Source organism: Pandoraea sp. (assembly GCF_041919235.1).
GTDB lineage: Bacteria > Pseudomonadota > Gammaproteobacteria > Burkholderiales > Burkholderiaceae > Pandoraea.
In genome coordinates this window covers 152,740-172,019 of record NZ_JAYRUC010000004.1, presented here as the reverse complement: position 1 = coordinate 172,019, position 19,280 = coordinate 152,740, and the positions used below count along the sequence as shown (strand labels likewise).

Annotated in this window: 14 protein-coding genes; 3 read left to right on the top strand and 11 right to left on the bottom strand. The window is 65.2% G+C overall.

Going from position 1 to position 19,280, the window contains the following annotated elements; all coding sequences use genetic code 11:
- Window positions 1–42 precede the first annotated feature (42 nt).
- From ACE3UG_RS04745 to ACE3UG_RS04715, 7 genes are all read right to left on the bottom strand, one after another.
- Window positions 43–1,545, bottom strand: coding sequence for a M81 family metallopeptidase (locus tag ACE3UG_RS04745; RefSeq protein ID WP_374620330.1), 1,503 nt, complete (start codon window positions 1,543–1,545; stop codon window positions 43–45).
- Window positions 1,542–2,804: a Zn-dependent hydrolase gene (locus ACE3UG_RS04740; RefSeq protein ID WP_374620328.1), complete on the bottom strand. Its 1,263-nt coding sequence runs from the start codon at window positions 2,802–2,804 to the stop codon at window positions 1,542–1,544. The genes ACE3UG_RS04745 and ACE3UG_RS04740 overlap by 4 nt, the downstream gene beginning before the upstream one ends.
- 127 nt (window positions 2,805–2,931) lie before the next feature.
- Entirely contained in the window at window positions 2,932–3,633 is a 702-nt protein-coding gene (locus ACE3UG_RS04735; protein WP_374620326.1) for an ABC transporter ATP-binding protein, read from the bottom strand.
- Entirely contained in the window at window positions 3,630–4,397 is a 768-nt protein-coding gene (locus tag ACE3UG_RS04730; protein WP_374620324.1) for an ABC transporter ATP-binding protein, read from the bottom strand. Before ACE3UG_RS04730 ends, ACE3UG_RS04735 begins: the two co-directional genes overlap by 4 nt.
- On the bottom strand, window positions 4,394–5,383 hold the full coding sequence (locus ACE3UG_RS04725) for a branched-chain amino acid ABC transporter permease (RefSeq protein ID WP_374620469.1): 990 nt from the start codon (window positions 5,381–5,383) through the stop codon (window positions 4,394–4,396). Before ACE3UG_RS04725 ends, ACE3UG_RS04730 begins: the two co-directional genes overlap by 4 nt.
- A complete protein-coding gene (locus tag ACE3UG_RS04720; RefSeq protein WP_374620322.1) occupies window positions 5,383–6,240 on the bottom strand; it encodes a branched-chain amino acid ABC transporter permease in 858 nt (285 codons plus the stop codon). Before ACE3UG_RS04720 ends, ACE3UG_RS04725 begins: the two co-directional genes overlap by 1 nt.
- Before the next feature lie 152 nt (window positions 6,241–6,392).
- The gene (locus tag ACE3UG_RS04715) at window positions 6,393–7,598 is read right to left on the bottom strand and encodes an ABC transporter substrate-binding protein (protein WP_374620320.1); all 1,206 of its coding nucleotides are present in this window, start codon (window positions 7,596–7,598) and stop codon (window positions 6,393–6,395) included.
- 279 nt (window positions 7,599–7,877) lie between these two features.
- Here ACE3UG_RS04715 and ACE3UG_RS04710 point away from each other — a divergent pair, with 279 nt between their 5' ends.
- Window positions 7,878–8,903 carry a FadR/GntR family transcriptional regulator gene (locus tag ACE3UG_RS04710; protein WP_374620318.1) on the top strand — a complete coding sequence of 342 codons (1,026 nt, stop codon included), beginning with the start codon at window positions 7,878–7,880 and terminating at the stop codon, window positions 8,901–8,903.
- On the opposite strand, the gene ACE3UG_RS04705 is transcribed toward ACE3UG_RS04710, so the two are convergent.
- From ACE3UG_RS04705 to ACE3UG_RS04695, 3 genes are all read right to left on the bottom strand, one after another.
- Window positions 8,900–10,003 (bottom strand): agmatine/peptidylarginine deiminase, encoded by a 1,104-nt coding sequence (locus ACE3UG_RS04705; RefSeq protein WP_374620315.1) that lies wholly within the window; start codon window positions 10,001–10,003, stop codon window positions 8,900–8,902. The genes ACE3UG_RS04710 and ACE3UG_RS04705 overlap by 4 nt on opposite strands.
- A gap of 63 nt (window positions 10,004–10,066) precedes the next feature.
- Window positions 10,067–10,672 (bottom strand): molybdopterin-dependent oxidoreductase, encoded by a 606-nt coding sequence (locus ACE3UG_RS04700; RefSeq protein ID WP_374620313.1) that lies wholly within the window; start codon window positions 10,670–10,672, stop codon window positions 10,067–10,069.
- A 160-nt stretch (window positions 10,673–10,832) separates the two neighbouring features.
- Window positions 10,833–14,582: a BTAD domain-containing putative transcriptional regulator gene (locus tag ACE3UG_RS04695; protein ID WP_374620311.1), complete on the bottom strand. Its 3,750-nt coding sequence runs from the start codon at window positions 14,580–14,582 to the stop codon at window positions 10,833–10,835.
- A 777-nt stretch (window positions 14,583–15,359) separates the two neighbouring features.
- Here ACE3UG_RS04695 and ACE3UG_RS04690 point away from each other — a divergent pair.
- Window positions 15,360–17,594: a TonB-dependent receptor gene (locus tag ACE3UG_RS04690; RefSeq protein ID WP_374620309.1), complete on the top strand. Its 2,235-nt coding sequence runs from the start codon at window positions 15,360–15,362 to the stop codon at window positions 17,592–17,594.
- Between the two features lie 168 nt (window positions 17,595–17,762).
- Complete coding sequence (locus ACE3UG_RS04685; RefSeq protein WP_374620307.1) at window positions 17,763–18,449, top strand: Fe2+-dependent dioxygenase; 687 nt, start codon at window positions 17,763–17,765, stop codon at window positions 18,447–18,449.
- Window positions 18,450–18,601: 152 nt separating this feature from the next.
- On the opposite strand, the gene ACE3UG_RS04680 is transcribed toward ACE3UG_RS04685, so the two are convergent.
- Window positions 18,602–19,162: a periplasmic heavy metal sensor gene (locus ACE3UG_RS04680; RefSeq protein WP_374620305.1), complete on the bottom strand. Its 561-nt coding sequence runs from the start codon at window positions 19,160–19,162 to the stop codon at window positions 18,602–18,604.
- Window positions 19,163–19,280: the final 118 nt, after the last annotated feature.

The window sequence follows — 19,280 nt, the reverse complement described above, 5'->3', positions numbered from 1 at the left end:
CTTTTGGTCTCTTCGCCCTCGTCGTTATCCTCGCCCTCGTGCTTATGGATGCAGGAACGTTGTGTCCGGATGCAGCGGATACACCGGGCGGTTCACACGCGAGAACGGGAACAGCGCGTAGTTCGAGCTCGTCACGCCCTCGCTGTCGCACTCGACCAGCCCCTTGGCGATCGGCACGAACACCGGGCGGCAGTACATGCGCGACTTGAGCAGCAGGAAACGCTCGCGGCGAGGATCGAGGCCCACGCAGGTGAACACCCCGAGATCCCAAGGCTCGTGGGTTCGCTCGGTCACGACGATGCGCGCAGGCCCGATATCGAATAGCACCGTGCGACCCATGTAGCAGCGTTGTCCAGTGTACGTCGGCCCGGTGACGACATACTCGCCGTCGCCGATCTTGCGCACGACACCGGTCAGGACTGCGGGCGTCTTGGCGATGCCCAATTGCGTGAGCGGACGTTTGTTGCCGATGGCCAGGGTGACCTCTGCGCCTTCGCCCGCGGCGATCAGCGTAGCGACCGCTTCCGGGTCGCACAGCGGACCGACGCCGATGCCCGTTAGCCCGCCCGCGAGCGCGGCTTCGAGCACGTCCATCGTGTCGCATGTGCCGCCGGACATGCAGTTATCGCTATGATCGAGCAGCAGTACCGGCTGGTCGGCGCCCTCGGCCAATTGTTTCGCTTCGGCAATCGAATCGGCCAGCGGGGCGCTGCGATAGACGAAATCGTCGCGCGCTTCCCAGATCTGCGAAGCGATGCGGTCGGCGACGGCCTGTGCGCGCGCCACACCATCGTCGCCGTCGTCCGCCGTCACGACAACACTGATGCACGGCGCCGGGATGTCCGCGAGCGAGAAGCCCGAGAACACCGATACCGCCGGAATGCCCTCCTCGGCTTCGGCGTGCCGCGCCGCGTCGAGTGCGCGCTTCATCGCCCCGCCATGGCTCGTGCTGCGCAGCGTATGCACCATCAACGGTGGCTGCTGCCACACGACCCGTGGATGGCGTTTGCCCGCGAGCATCTCGAACAGCAGGCGTGCGGCGTGCTCGCCCGTCTCGTACATATCGACGTGCGGATAGGTCTTGAATCCCACGACGATATCGGCGTTCGCCACGATCTTCGGCGTGACGTTCGCATGCAGGTCGAGTGCGACGGCAATCGGCGTATCGGGTGCAGCCGCGCGCACGCGTTCGAGCAGATCGCCTTCGCCGTCGTCGCTGTTCTGCGCGACCATCGCGCCATGCAGGTCGAGCAGGATCGCATCGACGCCGCGCGCGTGCGCCACGATCCGGCGACACAGTTCGTCATAGGCGCTTGCCGCCACCGGGCCGCTGGGGTTGGCGCTGGCGGAGACCGGCGTCACGATCTCGGCACCGGCGCGCTCGGCCAGGTCGATGAATGCGGCCATCGCCGTGCGCATGCCCTTGTTGTCGCGATACGCCGCTTCGTCGTAGGTCGGACCGTGATTTCCAAAGGCTTCGAGCGGCGTGGGGACCGGCGAGAACGTATTCGTCTCGTGATTCATCCGCGCGATCATCACTTTCATGCGACACCTCCCGCCCGTTGCAGCATGGCCTGCAACAGTACGTTGCAACCGGCTTCGAGATGCACCGGATCGGCATCTTCGATTTCGTTGTGGCTGATACCGTCCTTGCACGGCACGAAGATCATCGCTGTCGGCGCGACGCGCGCTAGGTAGACTGCATCGTGCCCCGCACCGCTGATGACTTCCATCGACGACAGGCCAAGCGCGTGCGCGCCCTCGCGAATCGCCTCGACGAGTCCCGGGGAAAACGGCTGCGGCGGGAAGTACACGACCTGCTCGACGGTGATGTCGATGCCCTGCGTGCTTAGCGCGGCGCATTCGGCGTGCAGCTTCGCGTTCAAGGCGTCCAGCGTGGCGTCGTCGGCCGCGCGCAGATCGACGGAGAGCTTGACCCGGCCCGGAATCACATTGCGCGAATTCGGATAGTTGTCGATCCAGCCGACCGTGCCGCGCGCGTGCGGCGCGTGCTCGCCTGCGATGCGGTTCACCGCCTGAATCAACTGCGCGGCGGCCAGCAACGCGTCGCGGCGAAGTGCCATCGGCGTGGGGCCGGCGTGCGCTTCCATGCCGGTGACGGTGACGTCGTACCAGCGCTGACCCAATGCGCCTTGCACTACGCCGATGGTCTTCCCATGCGCTTCGAGCACGGGCCCTTGCTCGATATGTGCCTCGAAATACGCACCAACTGCGCCCGGCTGACCGACGGCCGACGCCGTGCCGGCATAGCCGATCGCGCGCAGCGCGTCGGCAACGCTGACGCCGTCGCGATCTTTCTGCGCGAGGGCATGATCCAGCGTGAATGCGCCGGCGTAAACACCCGAGCCCATCATCACGGGAACGAAGCGCGATCCTTCCTCGTTGGTCCAGACAGCGACTTCGAGGGGCGCCTGTGTCACGACGCCGTGGTCGTTGAGCGTGCGCAGCACCTCCAGTCCGGCGAGCACGCCGTAGTTGCCGTCGAACTTGCCACCCGTCGGCTGGGTGTCGATGTGGCTGCCGGTCATGACGGGGGGCAGCGCGTCGTTGCGTCCCGCGCGTCGCGCAAAGATGTTGCCGATGGCATCGACACGCACCGTGCAACCGATCTCCTTCGCCCACTGCACGAACAGATCGCGACCCTGCTGGTCGAGATCGGTCAATGCGAGACGGCAGACACCGCCCTTCTCGGTCGCGCCGATTCGCGCGAGTTGCATGAGGCTGTCCCACAGGCGCGCGCCGTCGACGCGCACTGCGCCAGCCGGTTGATCGAGACGTTCCATGTTCAAAAGTCCTTCAGGGCATGCGGCGCGGGGTGCGCTCACGCATGCGTTGGCAGAATGGCGCGCTCGCACGCTCGATGGTTCGGGCGGTGGCGGCGCGCGTCGGAGGCAACGATTGATGTGCGGCTCAAGCCACGCCCACGCCGAGGTAACGGTCCTTGACGACGTCGTCGGCGAGGAACGCGGCGTTGTCCGCGCCATACACGATCACGCCCTGCTCGACGATGTAATGCCGGTCGGCGAGCTGCGTGCAGACTTCCAGATTCTGTTCGACGAGCAGGATCGCCACGCCGGCTTGCTTGATGAGCTTCAACTGCGCCACGATCTCCTCGACGATCACGGGCGCGAGACCCTCGACCGGTTCGTCGAGCATGAGCAGACGCGGGTGATTCATCAGGGCGCGTCCGATCGCGAGCATCTGCTGTTCGCCGCCGGAGAGTTGCGCGCCACCGTTCTTGCGACGCTCCTGCAGGCGCGGAAAGATGCGATAGATGTCGGCAAGCTGCCACGGCGAGTCGCGTCGCGCGCCGAGCTTGAGATTCTCTTCGACGGTGAGCAGCTTGAAGATGCCGCGATGTTCGGGCACCAGGCAGACGCCGCGCGCCGCAATGCGATGCGCAGGCAGTCCGGCAATGGGCTTGCCCAGAAACGCGATGCTGCCCGCCTTGGGCGGCACCACGCCCGCAATGGTTTTGAGCGTGGTCGATTTGCCCGCACCGTTGCGCCCGAGCAGCGTGACGAGTTCGCCGTCGCCGATGCGCAGCGTTACGCCCTGCAGAATGTGGCTCTTGCCGTAATAGCTGTGAATGCCCGCGACGTCGAGAATCATGCGCGGCCTCCGGTAATCATGTTGCCGAGATAGGCGGTGCGCACACGATCGTCGGCGCGGATGGCGTCCGGCTTGCCTTCGACGAGCACGCGCCCCTGCTGCATGACGGTGATCGTGTCGGAGATGTCCATCACAATGTTCATGTTGTGCTCGATGAGCACAACGGTATGGTCGTCGCGCAGGCCGCGAATGAGCTGCTTCATGTCGTCGAGATCGTCGATGCCCATCCCCGACGTCGGCTCGTCGAGAAAGATTGCCTTGGGACGCGCCGCGAGCGCCATGCCCACTTCGAGACGGCGTTGCTGCCCGTGCGAGAGCGCGCCTGCGGCCGTGCCGGCGTGCCGGGTGAGGGCGAGGCGCGTGAGCACGTCGTCGACGACGCTCGCGCAGGCGCGCGGGCCGTCCGCCTTGTGCCAGCATGACAGCGCGCGGCGCGGCGAGACCCCGAGCGCAGCCAGCCGCAGGTTCTCGCGCACCGACAGATTCTGAAAGAGCGCGGTCACCTGAAACGAGCGCGCGATGCCGCGTTGCACACGCCGGTAATCGGCTTCGAACGTGACGTCGTGGCCGTCGAACCGAATGCGTCCGCCCGAGACCGGAACAGTGCCGGTGAGCATATGAAAGAGGGTGGTCTTGCCTGCGCCGTTGGGCCCGATGACGGAATGTACCGTGCGCGGGGCCACACGCAGATCGACGCCATGCAGCGCAGTGAACTTGCCGTAGCGCTTGACGATGCCGGTGGCTTCGATGAGGGCTTCGCTCATGTCGGGTCTCCCTGCGTATCCAGTTTGCCGTTCGTGTCGCCGGGTTTTCGGGTGATGCGCCGCCATAGCGACTCGCCCACGCCCCACAGGCCGCGATGCATGAACAGACTCACCGCGATGAGCAGCAGGCCGAGCAACAGCAGCCAGCGCGGCCAGAGCGTGGAGAGCCAGTCGGCGGCGAGCACGTAGAACGCAGCACCCAGTACCGACGCGAAGAGATTCCCCGTGCCGCCGATCACCGTCATCACGAGGATCGTCTCGCTCGTGTGGTACTCGATGTTGGACAGCGGCGCGATACCCGTCATCAGCGCGTGCAATGCGCCCGCCAATGCCGTGACCGCGCCCGAGATCGCGAAGGCCATCAACTTGAACGATTTCACGTGGTAGCCGATCGCCGCTGCGCGGGTCTCGTTGTCCCGGATGGCGAGGAGCGTGCGACCGAACACCGAATCGGCCACGCGGAGCAATGCCGCGAAGACGATCAGGAACACGACGGCGACGAAGGTGTAGTACTGCCAGGGTGTTTCGAGCGGCACCAGCGTCGTGCCGCCGATCGCGAGCGACTTGCGCGGGATATCGAGCAGTCCGTTGTCGCCGCCGGTCCAGTCCGTCGCGGTGTAGGCAAGGAAGTAGAACATTTGCGCACACGCCAGCGTGAGCATCACGAAGTAGGTGCCCTTCTGCCGGATCGCAAAACTGCCGACGATGGCCGCGATGGCCGCACCCAATACGATCGACGCAAGGATGGCAAGCGGCATGGGCAGGGCCGTGCGCGTGAGCATGATGCCCAGCGAGTAGCTGCCGAGACCGAAGAAAATACCCTGGCCGAAGGAAAGCAACCCGGTGTAGCCGAGCAGCAGATTGCAGCCAAGCGCGGCAAGCGCGTAGATGAGGACCTCGGTCGCGAGCGTGCCCGACGACAGCGTGGCCGGCAGAATCAGTGTGACGGCGGCAGCGAACCACCAAAAACGGTAACGTGCCAGCATCATCCCCTCCCGAGCAGGCCGTGCGGCCGCATGAGCAGCACCGCTGCCATCGCCACATAGATCATCAGTCGCGCACCTTCCGGCCAGATCGTGCTCATCAGGCTTTGCACGATCCCGATCACGAGTCCGCCCACGAGCGCCCCGGCGAAACTTCCCATGCCACCGATCACGACGACCACGAACGCTATGCCCAACGCTTCGATGCCCATGAACGGATCGACGCCCCGTATGGGCGCCGCCAACACGCCGGCCAGCGCGGCCGTGCCGGCGCCGAGCGCGAACGCGAGGCTGAACACACGGAACACGTTGATGCCGAGCAACGACACCATCTCGGACGACTCGCTGCCCGCACGCACCGCACTGCCCAGCCGCGTGCCTTCGAGCAGCCACCAGAGCAGGGCGGCGAACACCGCAGTGAAGCCGATGAGAAAGAGCCGGTACTTCGGATAGATGAAGTTGCCCCACATCACCACGCCATCGAGTACGTTGGGCACTGGGACGTTGTCGCCGAGCGGCCCCCACACGATGATGATCAGCTCCTGCACGACGAGCGCCAGGCCGACCGTGACGAGGATGTGGAACTCGTGGGGCTTCTCGTAGATGCGCGAGAGCAGCACCTTCTCGGCAATCCATGCGAGCGCGGCTACGACGATCGGGCAGACGATCAGCGCGAGCCAGAACGACAGGCCCCATTGCATCGCCTGGTAGCAGCAATACGCGCCGAGCAGGTAGAAGGCGCCGTGCGCAAAGTTCACGAAGCGCAGCAGGCCGAAGATGATCGATAGGCCGACGGCGAGCAGGAAGTACAACATCCCGATCCCGACGCCATTGATGACTTGCAGCAAATAGACGTTCATGCGCGTCCCGGAGAACTTGAGTGGACGTGGAGCACCGTGTGCCGCGCGGCGCTCGCCGCGTGGCACAGACGACACATGCGGGGGACGCCATGCGCCCCCGCGAGCGACACCGAGCGCGGCGTCACGCAGCGCTTGCGCGCTGCGCTACCGCGTCAGGCCATCTTGCACTCGGTCTTGTCGAGCGGCAGGAACGATTTCCCGGCGTTGACAATGTCGGCATAGTCGTCGGCGTTCTTCATCTTCGACTTCGCCTTGCCCTTGAGCAGATAGTAGTTTTTGAGCACTTGATGATCGCCCTTGCGGATCTCTTCCGGCCCCGTGAGGCCGTCGTACTTCATGCCTTCCATCGCGGCAATGACGGCCTTCGGATCGGCGCTGCCCGCCTTGATCATGCCGTCGAGCATGAGCTTCGTGCAGATGTACGAGCCCGCAAGGCTGTAATTCGGGTTCTGCTTGAAGCGATCCTGCGTGCGCTTGACGAGGTCGAGATTCAGCGGCGAGGCAACCGCGTGCCAGTATTGCGCACCGAAGTACACACCCTCGCACAGATCGGCGCCGAGGGTCTCGAACTGCTCCAGACCCGAGGCCCACGCCATCAGGATCGTGCAGTTCTTCTTCATGCCGAAACTCACCGCCTGACGCAGCGCGTCGGACGATTGCGAGCCGAAGTTCAGGAGCAGCAACACGTCGGGTTTGGCCGCGACCGCGTTCGTGAGATAGCCCGAGAACTCCTTCTCGGAGAGCGAGTGATAGCTGTTGCCGACGTGCTCGATGCCCTTTTCCTTGAAGACGTTCTTCGCGGCGGTGAGCAGACCTTCGCCGAACACGTATTGCGGCGTGATCGTGTACCAGCGCTTGGCTTTGGGCATCGACTCGATGAGCGGGCGCACCGTTTGCTCGATGGCGCCGAAGGTCGGTACCGACCAGCGGAACGTGGCGCTGTTGCAATCCTTGCCCGTGATTTCGTCCGCGCCGGCCGTGGTGATGAAGACGCCACCGGCCTTCTCGACTTCCTTGCCCATGGCGAGCGCCTCGGACGACAGAATGCCACCCGCGAAGAACCGCGCGCCTTTCTGTTGCGCGATTTCCTGCACGCGCCGGATGGCCGTGGCGGGCTTACCTTCGGTGTCCAGCGTGGTATAGGCGAGCGGCCGGCCGAGGACTTTGCCGTACTGCTCGACGACGAGTTTCATGCCAAGATCGGCGAACTTGCCGTTGGCGGCGAATGGGCCTGACATCGGCACCGGACACGCCAACTGGATGGCGCCGGTGCTTTGCGCGAACACGTCGCGAGCGGTGAACAAGGAGGCAGGCAGAGACGCCGCAGCGGCGAGCTTCAACATTTCACGACGATTCAATTGGGTCTCCAGGGAAGGGAGCAATCGTTCATGGGGTGCAAACGTGCAGCGCGTCACACAACAACCGGCCAGAGACCTGAAAAAGCGACCTGACAGTAACGACTTGCAACGTCCGGGGCCTTATCCCTATCCGTCATATTTATTATGATAAATAGGATGGATTTGATCGTAGGTATAATGGTTTTGACTGTCAATCGGAAAAAATTCCTAGCCGGCACAGCCGGCCAAGCGTGCGTTCGAGCCGGCGATTGATGCGAACAGACCTTTGTGAGGCGCCACATGGCATTGGACGTGCAAGCGATGCGAGAGCCGTTGGAAATCAAGCAGCAAAAACGCGGCGATCTCGTTGCCGAAGCCATCAAGCGCCTGATTACCGAGGGCAATCTGCTGCCCGGCGACCGCCTGCCGCGAGAAGTGGAACTGCAGCAGATGTTCGGCGTGTCGAAGAGCACCATCCGCGAAGCGCTCAAGTCGCTCGAAGTGCAGGGGCTTATCAAGGTCAGCACGGGACCTTCGGGGGGCGGCATGGTAGTGGAAGTGCCGCTCGAGCGCACGTTCCAGCTCATGCAGAACTATCTCTTCTTCAAGGAAGTGAGCATCGACGACATCTATACGGTGCGCCAGTTGCTCGAGCCGGAACTTGCCGCCGGGGCCGTGCCGCATCTGAGCGAAGCCGACTTCGAAGCGCTTGAGCACAACATGGCGTGTTGCAGCCCCGCGTCGCACGATCGGCGCGAGTTGCTGCGCCAGCGACAGGCCGATGTGGACTTTCACGATATTCTCGCGGCCGCCAATCCCAACAGCTTTCTGCGCTTCACGTGCGAGCTCATCAACGAGATGATCCGCCAACTCATCGTGTTCGGGAACGAGACGCCGAGGCGCGAGCATGAGAAGTTCGGCACGGCGAACGTCGACATTCATCGCCAGATTACCAATGCGGCGCGCGCGGGCGACGCGCAACGCGTGCGCGAACTCATGCACTTCCACATGCAGGAAGCGCGCACCTACATCAAGCGCATGAACGGCAAGCTGCGCGGTCGTCTCATTCTCGATTCGGATATCGTGGACATGCAGCAACGTGTGCGCGCCCAACTCGGAACGAGTGCGCCTGGCGTGCCACGTCGCAAGTCGATGGCGGTCAAGACCTCGTCGACGGTGGAAGTCGTCGCGCCGAAGCGCGTGACGCGCAAGCCGGCGGCCGAGCGCAGCGCCCTGGCGAAGGCCGCAGTCAAGGCGCCAGCAAAGCCGCGGGCAACAGGCACGAAGGTCGCCGCGCCCCGAAAGCGCGGCAGTACGTCGCGTTAGGACGCACTGGCGTTGCGCGCGCCGGTAACGGCCGGAAAACGCGCTGCGGGCTGTTGCTGCGTGCAGCAGTGAATGCCGCCGCCGCGCCGGGCAATGCCGCGAAGCGGTACTTGCACGACGCGTCTGTCGGGGAACGCCCGTTGCACGATGTCGCGAGCGTGCGCGTCGGCCGCAGAATCGCCAAACGACGCCATCACAACGCCGCCATTGGGCAGATAGAAATTCACATACTCCGGCGCAAAGTCGGGATCGTCCGCGACGCTGGCGGGCAAGACATCGAAGTCGGGGGAGGGCAGCAGGCCGATGTCGAAGCGCCGTCCATGCGCATCGCGTGCGAGGCGTAGCGCCCGCAGGTTCTCTCTCGCCTCGCGCGACCATTCGTCGTCACCGTCGGCGCTCGTCGCGAGCAGCACGCCCGGGCGCACGAAGCTCGCCACCCCGTCGACGTGACCGTCCGTGATGGTGTCGAGCTGCGATCCGGGCAGCCACACAATGTGCGTCACGCCAAGCCAATGGCGGAACGCGGCCTCGGCCTCGCGACGCGTCATGCCGGGATTGCGGTTCGGGTTGAGAATCGATGTCTGCGTCACGATCAACGTGCCTTCGCCATCCACATGCAACGACCCGCCCTCGGCCACGAGCGGCGCGGCCGACGTATCAGCGCCGAGCGCCAGCGCAACGCGCGCCGCAAGCCTCGGGTCGGCGTCGGGCATCGGCCTCATCTTGTGTCCCCAGCCGTTGAAGTTCCAACGCAGCGCATGCAGCGTCAGCGCGTCGTCGAGAACGAAGGTGGGGCCGGTGTCGCGCATCCAGTGATCGTCGACCGGCATGGGGTGAAGCGCGGCGTTCGCCGGCATGAGGCGTCGGGCTTCCTCCAGATGCGCAGGATCGACGGCGACATGCAACGGTTCGAACAGCGCGATCGCGTGGGCGATGTGCGCCAACTCGCCGATGACCTCATGCCGACGTGCGCCCGACATGACGGAGTGGCTCGGCCACGCCATCCAGCAGGCGGCGTGCGGGTGCCATTCAGGCGGCATACGCCAGCGAGCGTGGGCGTGGGGGGGCGTTGCGACAGGCTTGTGCAGAGGGGCCGTCATGGTTCGCGTTGCGGTAGGAAAGGTGCCGCCAGTGTAAGCGGCACACGGCACGCGCGGCGCGCATCAAGGCGTGTGCGGATCGGCCAGATGGACGGAAAGCCGCGTGAGTGCACGTACCTGGCGTAGCGCCACGCGAAGATCGCACGTCGAGATTAGGCCGATGCCTCCCTCGTCGTCGGCAAGTGGCCGTCCGTCGCGTTCATAGACGACGAGGGCGCCGACGCCGACCGGGGTGTTGTACAACTCGTGCCAGGAGAACACGACGGTGTAGCCGTCAGCGCCTTGGGCCAGCACGAAAGCCCGCGTGAAATCGCGTGCCTGCGGCAGGCGCAACCGCGCGACGTCGAGCAGCGCGGTCAGGCGTACGCCTTTGTAATCGCTCGCGCCGCGCACTTTCCGGCCCGACAGGCAGACGATGTCGAGCGGCCCGGTCAGTTGGGTCGGCAGTCGCATGAGCGCGCAGAGATCGAAGGAGTGACGACGATCGACGCAGCCAGTGACGACGACTTCGCGCGAGACGGGCGAGACGGGCGGAACGTGTGGGAAGCGTGAGAAGCGTGGAAAGAGCGAGGCGGGCGGGGGCGGCACCGGGGCGAGCGGCGTGCCGCTGGCAGTGAGTGGGGTGTCCGGCGAATCGCTGGGGAGCACGCGCATGGAGTCGATGGGCATGTCGAATTCGGTGTATGGGCGGGGGGGCACCGGTCGCCGCAATATAGCGGCCGGGCCCTGCGCGGACATACGAAGTGCCTGATAGCGGCTATTCAGGGAATCCGAGCGCGGCGCTGCCGCGACGCGAACGTGCCGATGCCCGATCGATCGGTTGTCGCCGCTACGCGGTGCGGCGTGTTGGCCGGCGTGCGGACACTTCGGCGATCATGGCACGTGCCTCCTGCACGTCTGCGAGCGTTTCGCCGCCCTGCAACGCGTCGAGCGCTTCGCGCAGCAGTGCGACGCATTCGGCGTCGCCGGGTGCGTTGCCACCGCTCAGGCGCAACAGACTGAGCGCCGCGCGCAGGACGAGCATCGGCGACGCCTGCGCCCGCGCGATCTGCAGCGCGTGTTCGAGCCACGGACGTACGGCGTCGTCGGGGTGATGGCCCGCGCGCAGAAAGTCGCCTTTGCGGCGCAGGAATTCGGCTTGCCAATGGGCGTCGCCGCGCCGCGCTGCCACGTGGGCACCGCGCTCCACCGCGTGCAGCCCGAGCGCGGTGTCGCCCGTGCCGACGCACGCTTCCACCAGCAACCCGAAGAAGATGCCTTCGACGCCGCCCATGATCTCGCCCAACCGTCCCACACTGTCGGTGATGCGCTCGAGGCCGCTGACGTCGCCGCGCGAGGCAAGCGCCCAGCCACGAATGGTCTGGCCGGCGAGCGCCCAGAGCGCGACGCCGGTCTCCGAGGCCACTTCGGTGGCCTCACCGGCCAGTGCTTCGGCAGAGGCGACCTCGCGACGCAGCCGTCGCAACATCGCGGCGAACACCAGGGCGAACGAGAACGAGTAGCGACGGCCTTGCCGGCGTCCCATCGCCAGCGCTTCTTCGCTGGCCGCGAGCGACGCGTCGTGGCGACCGGTGAACCAGTAGGCCCACGAGAGGAACGACAGCGCGGTGATGCGGGCGTCTTCGCCCAGGCCGGTGTCGGCGTGTTCGGGGCGGTAATGCGAGAGACCGGTTTCGAGCGCCGTCACGGCGCCGTGGAAGTCGCCGTGGCAACACAGGCTATTACCCAGTGCATAGTAGGCGTGGGCGAGCAACGGTGCGGCGCCCGCCTGGTCCGCGATGAGAATGAGTTTGCGCGCGAGTTCGATGCTTCGGTTGAAGTCGCTCCACGAGCTCGAGCCGAGCCACAATCCCCAGTAGACGGGGAACAGCGCAACGTCGTCGCCCATCGGCTGCGCGAGCGCGAGGGCCGTCTCGAAGTTGTGACGCGCCGGCTCCGAGCCGTAGCCGTGCAGCGAGACGAGCGGTACGCCGAGCGCCATGCGCAGTTGCAGCTCCCGCTGCGCCGTCTGGGCACCGGTGCCCGTTTGTCGCAAGACGTCGAGCGCGCTCTGGTAGTGGGCGCACGCTTCCCGAAACGCCTGACGACCCGTCGCGTATTCGCCCGCGAGACGATAGTGCTCGATGGCGGCGTCCGGTTCGTCGGCCTGACGGAAATGCCACGCGAGCACTTCGGGTTCGGTCTGCACGGACGTCGCATCGTGTTCGCGCATGGCGAGGGCGATGCGGCGATGCGCGTCCTGACGGCGTTCCTGCGGCTGCGCATCGTAGGCGGCCTTGTGCAGCAACGCGTGACGGAAGACATAGCGGCCACCGTCTTGACGCTGTATGAGCGCGCAGGCGACGAGCGTGTCGAGGGCGCGCTCGACGAGCGCCATCGAACGACCGCTCGCGGCGGCGAGCACTTCGGCCTGAAACGCCGGGCCGAGGCACGACGCGAAGTGGGCGACCGGTTTGGCGCTGCCCGCAGCGTCGATGCGCGCCATCATCAGTTCCTGCAGGCTTGCCGGCATCGGCATTGCGCCGGCGGACCCGCGCCCGCCCTGTTGTGCGGCGGTGGCCCGTGCCAGCTCTTGCAGGAACAGCGGTACGCCTTCGGCCAGATGCGCGATGCGCTCGCGCATGGCGGCGGGGAGTGCCACGCGCGGCGTCGCTGCGCGCACGATGGACGCTGCCGCACCTGCGTCGAGCGGTGCCAGATCGATTCGGCGCAAACGCACGGTATGACACCACGGCAGTTCGAACTCGGGCCGCGCGCACACCATCAACAAACGCCCGCCCGGCGGATCTTCCGCCATGAGCGCCAGCAATTCCTGGGTGGACGGATCGGCCCAGTGGGCGTCGTCGAACGTGATTACCCCGCCGTCGGGCAGCAGGGCCGCGAGCAGGGCCGGTGCTTCGTCGAGTACCGCCTGCTTCCACGCGTGCGGCACATTGCCGTCGGCCTGCATGTCGAACAACGCGCGCAGGCGCCGATGAGCCAACATGGCGGGTTGAGGCAGTTGTGAGGCATCGGTGGCCGATTGCGTGCGCAGCCAGCGCGCGATCGGATGGAACGGGGTGCCGGCACCGTCCTGGGCACAGGCCAGTTCGATCGCGCGCAGGCCGCGCGTCTCGATGAAATGACGCACCAGTGCCGATTTGCCGATACCGGCTTCGCCGATCACGAGCGCCAACATGCCCTGCGCGGCGCTGGCATCGCGCATCGCGATGTGCAGGGCGGCGAGTTCGGCGAGCGGGGCGTCGCGGCCGAAGAGCATGGCCGCGCGGCGGCGTGAACGGCGCTCCGGCGTGGGATCGGGATTGACGCGAAACACGGGAATCTCGCGATTGGCGTGGCGCTCGCGCACACTGCCATGCGCCGTCGTGGCAATGACCACGCCGATGAGGCGCTGGGTGGCGTCGCAAATCAGCACTTCGCCGGGCAGTGCCATCTCGGCGAGCTGCGTGGCCGAGCGCGAGACACGTCCTGCGGTATCGGGGCTGTCGTCGGCCGCCGAACTGATGACGAGTCCGGTGTGAACGCCCACCCCGACGCCGACACGTGCGGTGCTGGCCTGCGCGCAGCGCATGGCGGCCTCGACGGCGTGACGTCCGGCGCCTTCGAGCGCGGTGGGGTATCCGAAATAGCCGAGCAGCCCGCCCGTCGGCGTGCGCACGGTATAGCCCCACGACTGACGCAGCATCGTCTCGCACTGCACGAGCGGGGGCCGCAACGTGCCCACGAGTTGATCGGGATCGTCGATGCCGTTGGGCGCCAGTTCGATGGCCACGACCGTCAATTGGCGACGCTCGGGGCCGGTGGCACGCTGTTCCATGCTGGCAGTCGGCGTCTGCAGCAACTGCGTGAGTGCTTCGCCCGGTGCCTCACCGAGTTCTTCGAGAAGGATCTCGCACAGGCGGCCGTACTCGGCTTGCGCTTCGTCGCGGCGGCCGACGCGCAGCAACAGCGCGAGCAGGCACTGCCAGCCCGATTCGTCGAACGGGGCCAGCGCGACGAGCTGGCGTGCATGGGCGAGTGCCTGATCGAGGTCGCCCAGTCGCGCGTACCCGTCGGCGAGCAACCGTTCGCCAAAGACACGTCGGCGCTGATATTCATCGCGTTGCAGCTCGATCCACTGTTCGAGATCGGGCGTGTCGCGTACCGATAGCCCGTGCAGGAATGGCCCTTGGTAGAGCGCGACCGCATCGGCCAGATGTTGGAGATGGGCGGCCAGATCCAGGCCGGTTACGGCGTCGAGCGCACGGTTCGCCTGCTCGATCACGCTCGAGAACACGTGCGCATCGATCCAGAGACCGGTTTCGGGACGCAGACGCACGACTTGACGGTCCGATTCGAAGAGTTCGTCGCCGAGGGTGTCGCGCAGATGGAAGAGCATGCGCTTGAGCTTGTCACGACCGCCCTGGCCGTCTTCATCGGGCCAGAACAGATCGGCGAGCGCGCCGCGCGTGTGAAAGCCCGGCTGAAGGGCAAGATAGGCGAGCAGGCCGCGCGCTTTCGTGTATTTCACGGCGCAGGCCTGTTTGCCTTGTTCGACACGCATCGGTCCGAGCAGGTAGAGCGATCTGGTGACTTGCATTGTCCCTGGACGGCAAATAGGCTGCACCGGCCCCACCCCATGGGCGTTGCGCCGGTGTAGCGAATTTCATGATGTCGTCGAACCAAGCCAACATATCCGGAAGGCAGCACCTGCTGCCATCGGGGCCGGACGAGACGCCGAGGCCGTTCCGGGGGAGGCTCCGGCCGAATGCCTTTTGTATTGCAGACCCAAGTATAAACACGTGTATGAATTCCGTCGGAAATACCTGAGAAATTCGCACGATATTGTGGGTGTCACGCCAGATCGAAGCCTTCCTGCCGCGGTTGCCGTTTTAGTGGGCACCGCGTCGCGTGTTGCCATTTTCGTCGCGTCGTCCGTCACCGCATCGCAGCGTCCGGCGCCGCAAATCACCTGCACAACCGATCCGCTGGCACGGCGAGACGTCGTGCCATCGTCGAGCTATCGTTGCGTCGTTGCGTCATTGGTCCTAGGGAAAACCCTCGGTTGTGGGTGTCGAACGGGACCGGTCGGGACCGGCCTCGGGCAGAGATCGACACAGCAATCGCCGTGCTTTCATTACCTTACGAATCGCGCGCACCGTATTGGTGCCGGTATGGCGCAACGCGTTGCGCGATCGTTCGGAACCTCACCGCATTGCCATCGCGTAAATTTGTTGTAATGCAAATCATTCCTATTTATATTCGCACTCGATGTCGAGGATGACGACCGGGATTGCGAAGGTTGCGTTCGTCTGGGCGCGTTATCCGTCGGCACGATTCTCCCGTATTCCGACCACGACGCACTCCAAAACCGATCATGATGCAACGCACGCCGCTGGCTTTGTCGATGATGGCGCTCTTCGCCACACCTTTCGCCATGACTTATGCCTCACCGGTCATGGCACAGAGCGCCGTTCCGGCAACGCTCGACGGCACTGCGCAGAGCGCTGCCCCCGCCAACGCGCCCTCCGCTGCGCTGCCGCAGACCGAGGTGTCCGGCACGTCGATTCGTGACGAATATCAGCGCGACGTCTCGACCGTAGGCGGCAAGGTGCCTACGGCGATTCGCGACATTGCGCAATCGGTCACCGTGATCGACAAGGCGGTCATGCAGGCGCAGGGGGCGACGTCGTTTGCCGATGCGCTGCGCAATTCGCCGGCCATCACCCTGGGCGGCGCCGAGGGCGGGCAGATCGGCAACAACATCAACTTGCGCGGCTTCGCGGCGCGCACCGATATCTATCTCGATGGGTTTCGCGATCGCGGCCAATACTATCGCGACACGTTCTACCTGGATTCCATCGAGGTGCTCGAAGGGCCGTCGTCGATGCTGTTCGGACGAGGCTCGACCGGCGGCATCATCAATCAGGTGAGCAAGCAGGCGAATCTCAAGCCGCTCAACGAAGTCTCCGGCACCCTGGGCACGAACGACCGGTATCGCGGCTCGTTCGATTTCAATCATCCGCTCTCGGATACCGCTGCGTTTCGGATCAACGGCTTTGCGCAGGACATCCACACGACGCGCGACGTCATCAACAATCAGGACTGGGGCGTCGCGCCCACGCTCAAGCTGGGCATCGGCACGCCCACGCAGATCACGCTCTCGGCACTCGTCGAGCACAACCGTGATTTGGCGGATTACGGCACGGTGGGCTACAACGGCAGTCCGTTGCCGATCTCGAAGCACCAGTTCTACGGCCTGACCAGCGACCGCACGGTACAGGACGTCATGAGCCTCTCGGCGAAGATCGAACACCGGGTCGACGCCAGTCTCAAGATTACAAACCAGACGCAGTACAGCCGCTACGTCATCGACGCCGTTCAAACCTCGCCGCATGCCGTGGGCATCGCCAACGGCAGCGGTGGCTTCACGTCGCTGCCCGTCGGTCCGACGGCGGGTATTCCGTCGTATTCGCTCGATCAGCTCTGGGTGCAGTTGCAGAGCCACGACCGGAAGATCACCGATACGTCGCTCTACAACCAGACCGACATCGTGAAGACGTTCGCGACCGGGCCGCTCAAGCACACCCTGATCGCCGGCGCGGAGATCGGCCGCGATACCTACGAGAACCAGGCGTACTCGCGTACCGGCGCCGGGCAGTCGACGGGCTTCCTCGGCTGGATTCCGGCCAACAGCACGGCGTATTACGCGAATCTGCCGAACGTGACGACGACCACCGGCAATCTGGCCCAGGGCACGGCCGAGACGGTCGCGTTCTATGCGAACGACACCATCGAGCTGAGCCGGCACTGGAAAGTCGTCGGCGGGCTGCGCTGGGATCGCTACAAGGCGCAGCTATCGAACACCATAAGCAAGCCGGGCTACGCGACGCAGACGGTCAACTACACGAGCGTGCGCACGGGCGTGATTTATCAGCCAAGCGATGCGCAGTCGTATTACTTCTCGTACGGCACGTCGTTCAACCCGTCGCTCGAAACGCTCACCGTCACCAACAACACGCAAGCCCTGCCGCCCGCGACGAACGAATCGTTCGAGGTCGGCAGCAAGTGGAATCTGTTCGACGACACTCTGTCGCTCAACACCGCGCTCTTCCAGGTCACGCAGAACAACGCGCGCACGCAGACCGGCACGTCGGGCGAATATACGAACGCGGGCAAGGTCCGCATTCGCGGCGCGCAAGTGAGCGCCACCGGCCACATCACGTCGAACTGGCAGGTGATGGGCGGCTACATGTTCCTGAACTCGCAAGTCTTGCAGGCGAACGACGGCACGCAGGGCCATGTGCTGGCCAACACGCCACGTCACTCGCTGACGCTCTGGTCGACATACACGCTCGGCCACTGGGAGGTGGGCGGCGGCATGAACTACATGTCGATGCGCTACGCGGCGAACACGAACCTGATTCGCGTGGGCGGCTACACCCGCTGGGACGCCACCATCGCCTACCATCAGCCGAAATACGACATTCGCCTGAACCTGCTCAACGTGTTCAACAAAACCTACTTCGACGCACTGATTCCGTCCGACGGCGGACGGGCGGCACCCGGTATCGGGCGCACGGCCCTGCTCACGGGCACTTACCGGTTCTGACAGGATGTCGATGGCGCCGGACCGGGGGCGATCGGCGGTGCGCCGTTGGCCGTTACACCGTTGCCCCGTCCTGCCGTCCGGTCTGGCGCAGAATCACGCACAATACAGGGCGCGCGCTGGCGGAGTCGCCGCGTTTGCGCCCGGTTCTTTCTCGAGGGACGCCCGCCGATGTTGCTCCGCATACCGAATGTGCTCAGCGCCGACCAGGTGCGCCGGGTTCGCACAACGCTCGACAACGCGGGCGACGCCTGGGTCGACGGACTGGCCACGGCGGGCTATCAGGGGGCGCCCGTCAAACAGAATCAGCAGATCGACGAGCGCTCGGCCGTCGCGCGCGAACTGGGCGACGCGATTCTCGGCGTGCTCGAGCGCAATCCGCTGTTCATCAGCGCTGCGTTGCCAAACAAGGTCTACGCGCCGATGTTCAACCGCTACGGCGAAGGCATGCACTTCGGCAATCATGTGGACGGCGCGATTCGTCTGCAACCGGGCAGCGGAATGCGCATTCGCACCGATCTCTCCGCCACGCTCTTTCTGACGTCGCCGCAAGACTACGACGGTGGCGAACTCGTGATCGAGGACCAATACGGGGCGCATCAGGTGAAGCTTGCGGCGGGTGATCTGGTGCTATATCCGGCGACCAGCCTGCATCGCGTGAACCCGATCACGCGCGGCGCACGGGTCGGGTGCTTCTTCTGGGTGCAGAGCCTTGTGAGAGACGACATGCAGCGCTCGCTGCTCTTCGACATGGATACCGCGATCCAGCATCTCAATTCGACGGACGCAGACGAGGTGGCGCGGCGCACGCTCGTTGGCTGCTATCACAACCTGCTGCGACGCTGGAGCGAGACCTGAGCGCTGGCGCAGTGTGCGCTGCGCCGCCGGGCGCCATTCGCGCGTGCTTCACGACAAAAAAACGCCCGTTCCCTGAATCGGTCCAGGGGACGGGCGTTGCGTGACACACCGGGCAAGCGCGCCCGGGAACACGTGTCTCGCGCTTGCGATACTTACTGCGCCTGACCGGCCGGCGGTTGCGCCGGCGGCGCGCCCTTGTGCATGCGGCCGCGATGCTGCATGGCCTTGTCGTGCCAGGCCTTCATCTTGGTCCAGCGTGCCTTGATGGCGCTGCTCACGAGTGTCTTCTGGTCGTTGTTCAGGCCGTTGTACACGTTCAACCAGGCGTCTTCCGTCTGGTTGCGAAGCTGGCGGTTCTCGTCGAAGACCTTCTCCCGGGCGGCGCGCATGCCGGCCAGATCGAGCACAGGCTGATCCTTCGCCTGCGCGAACATCTGGCGGAATTGCTCGCCGTTCTTGCGCATCGCGTCGCGATTCTGCTGCGACGTGCTCACCGCCTGCTGCCAGGCTTGCTCTTGCTGCGCGTTGAGTTTCAATTGATCGTGCAGCTTGCGAATGTCACCCAGCCCCCAGGGGCCGTGTTCTCCGCGCATGTGGCGCATGGCGGCGTGCGGACCCGTGGCCGGCGCGTTGGCGTCGGCGGCATGGGCGATGCCGAACATCGATGTGGCGACGAGGACGGCCGACGCGGCGGCGATCTTCAGTTTGCGCATGGTGTTGACTCCTGTGGATACTGCCGGAACTGCCGGAATTGGCGGAATTGGCAGCTTCAGAGTAGGTCATCCACCGCCTGAACACGTTGCAAAGTGCAACCGCTGTATTACCTGGCGT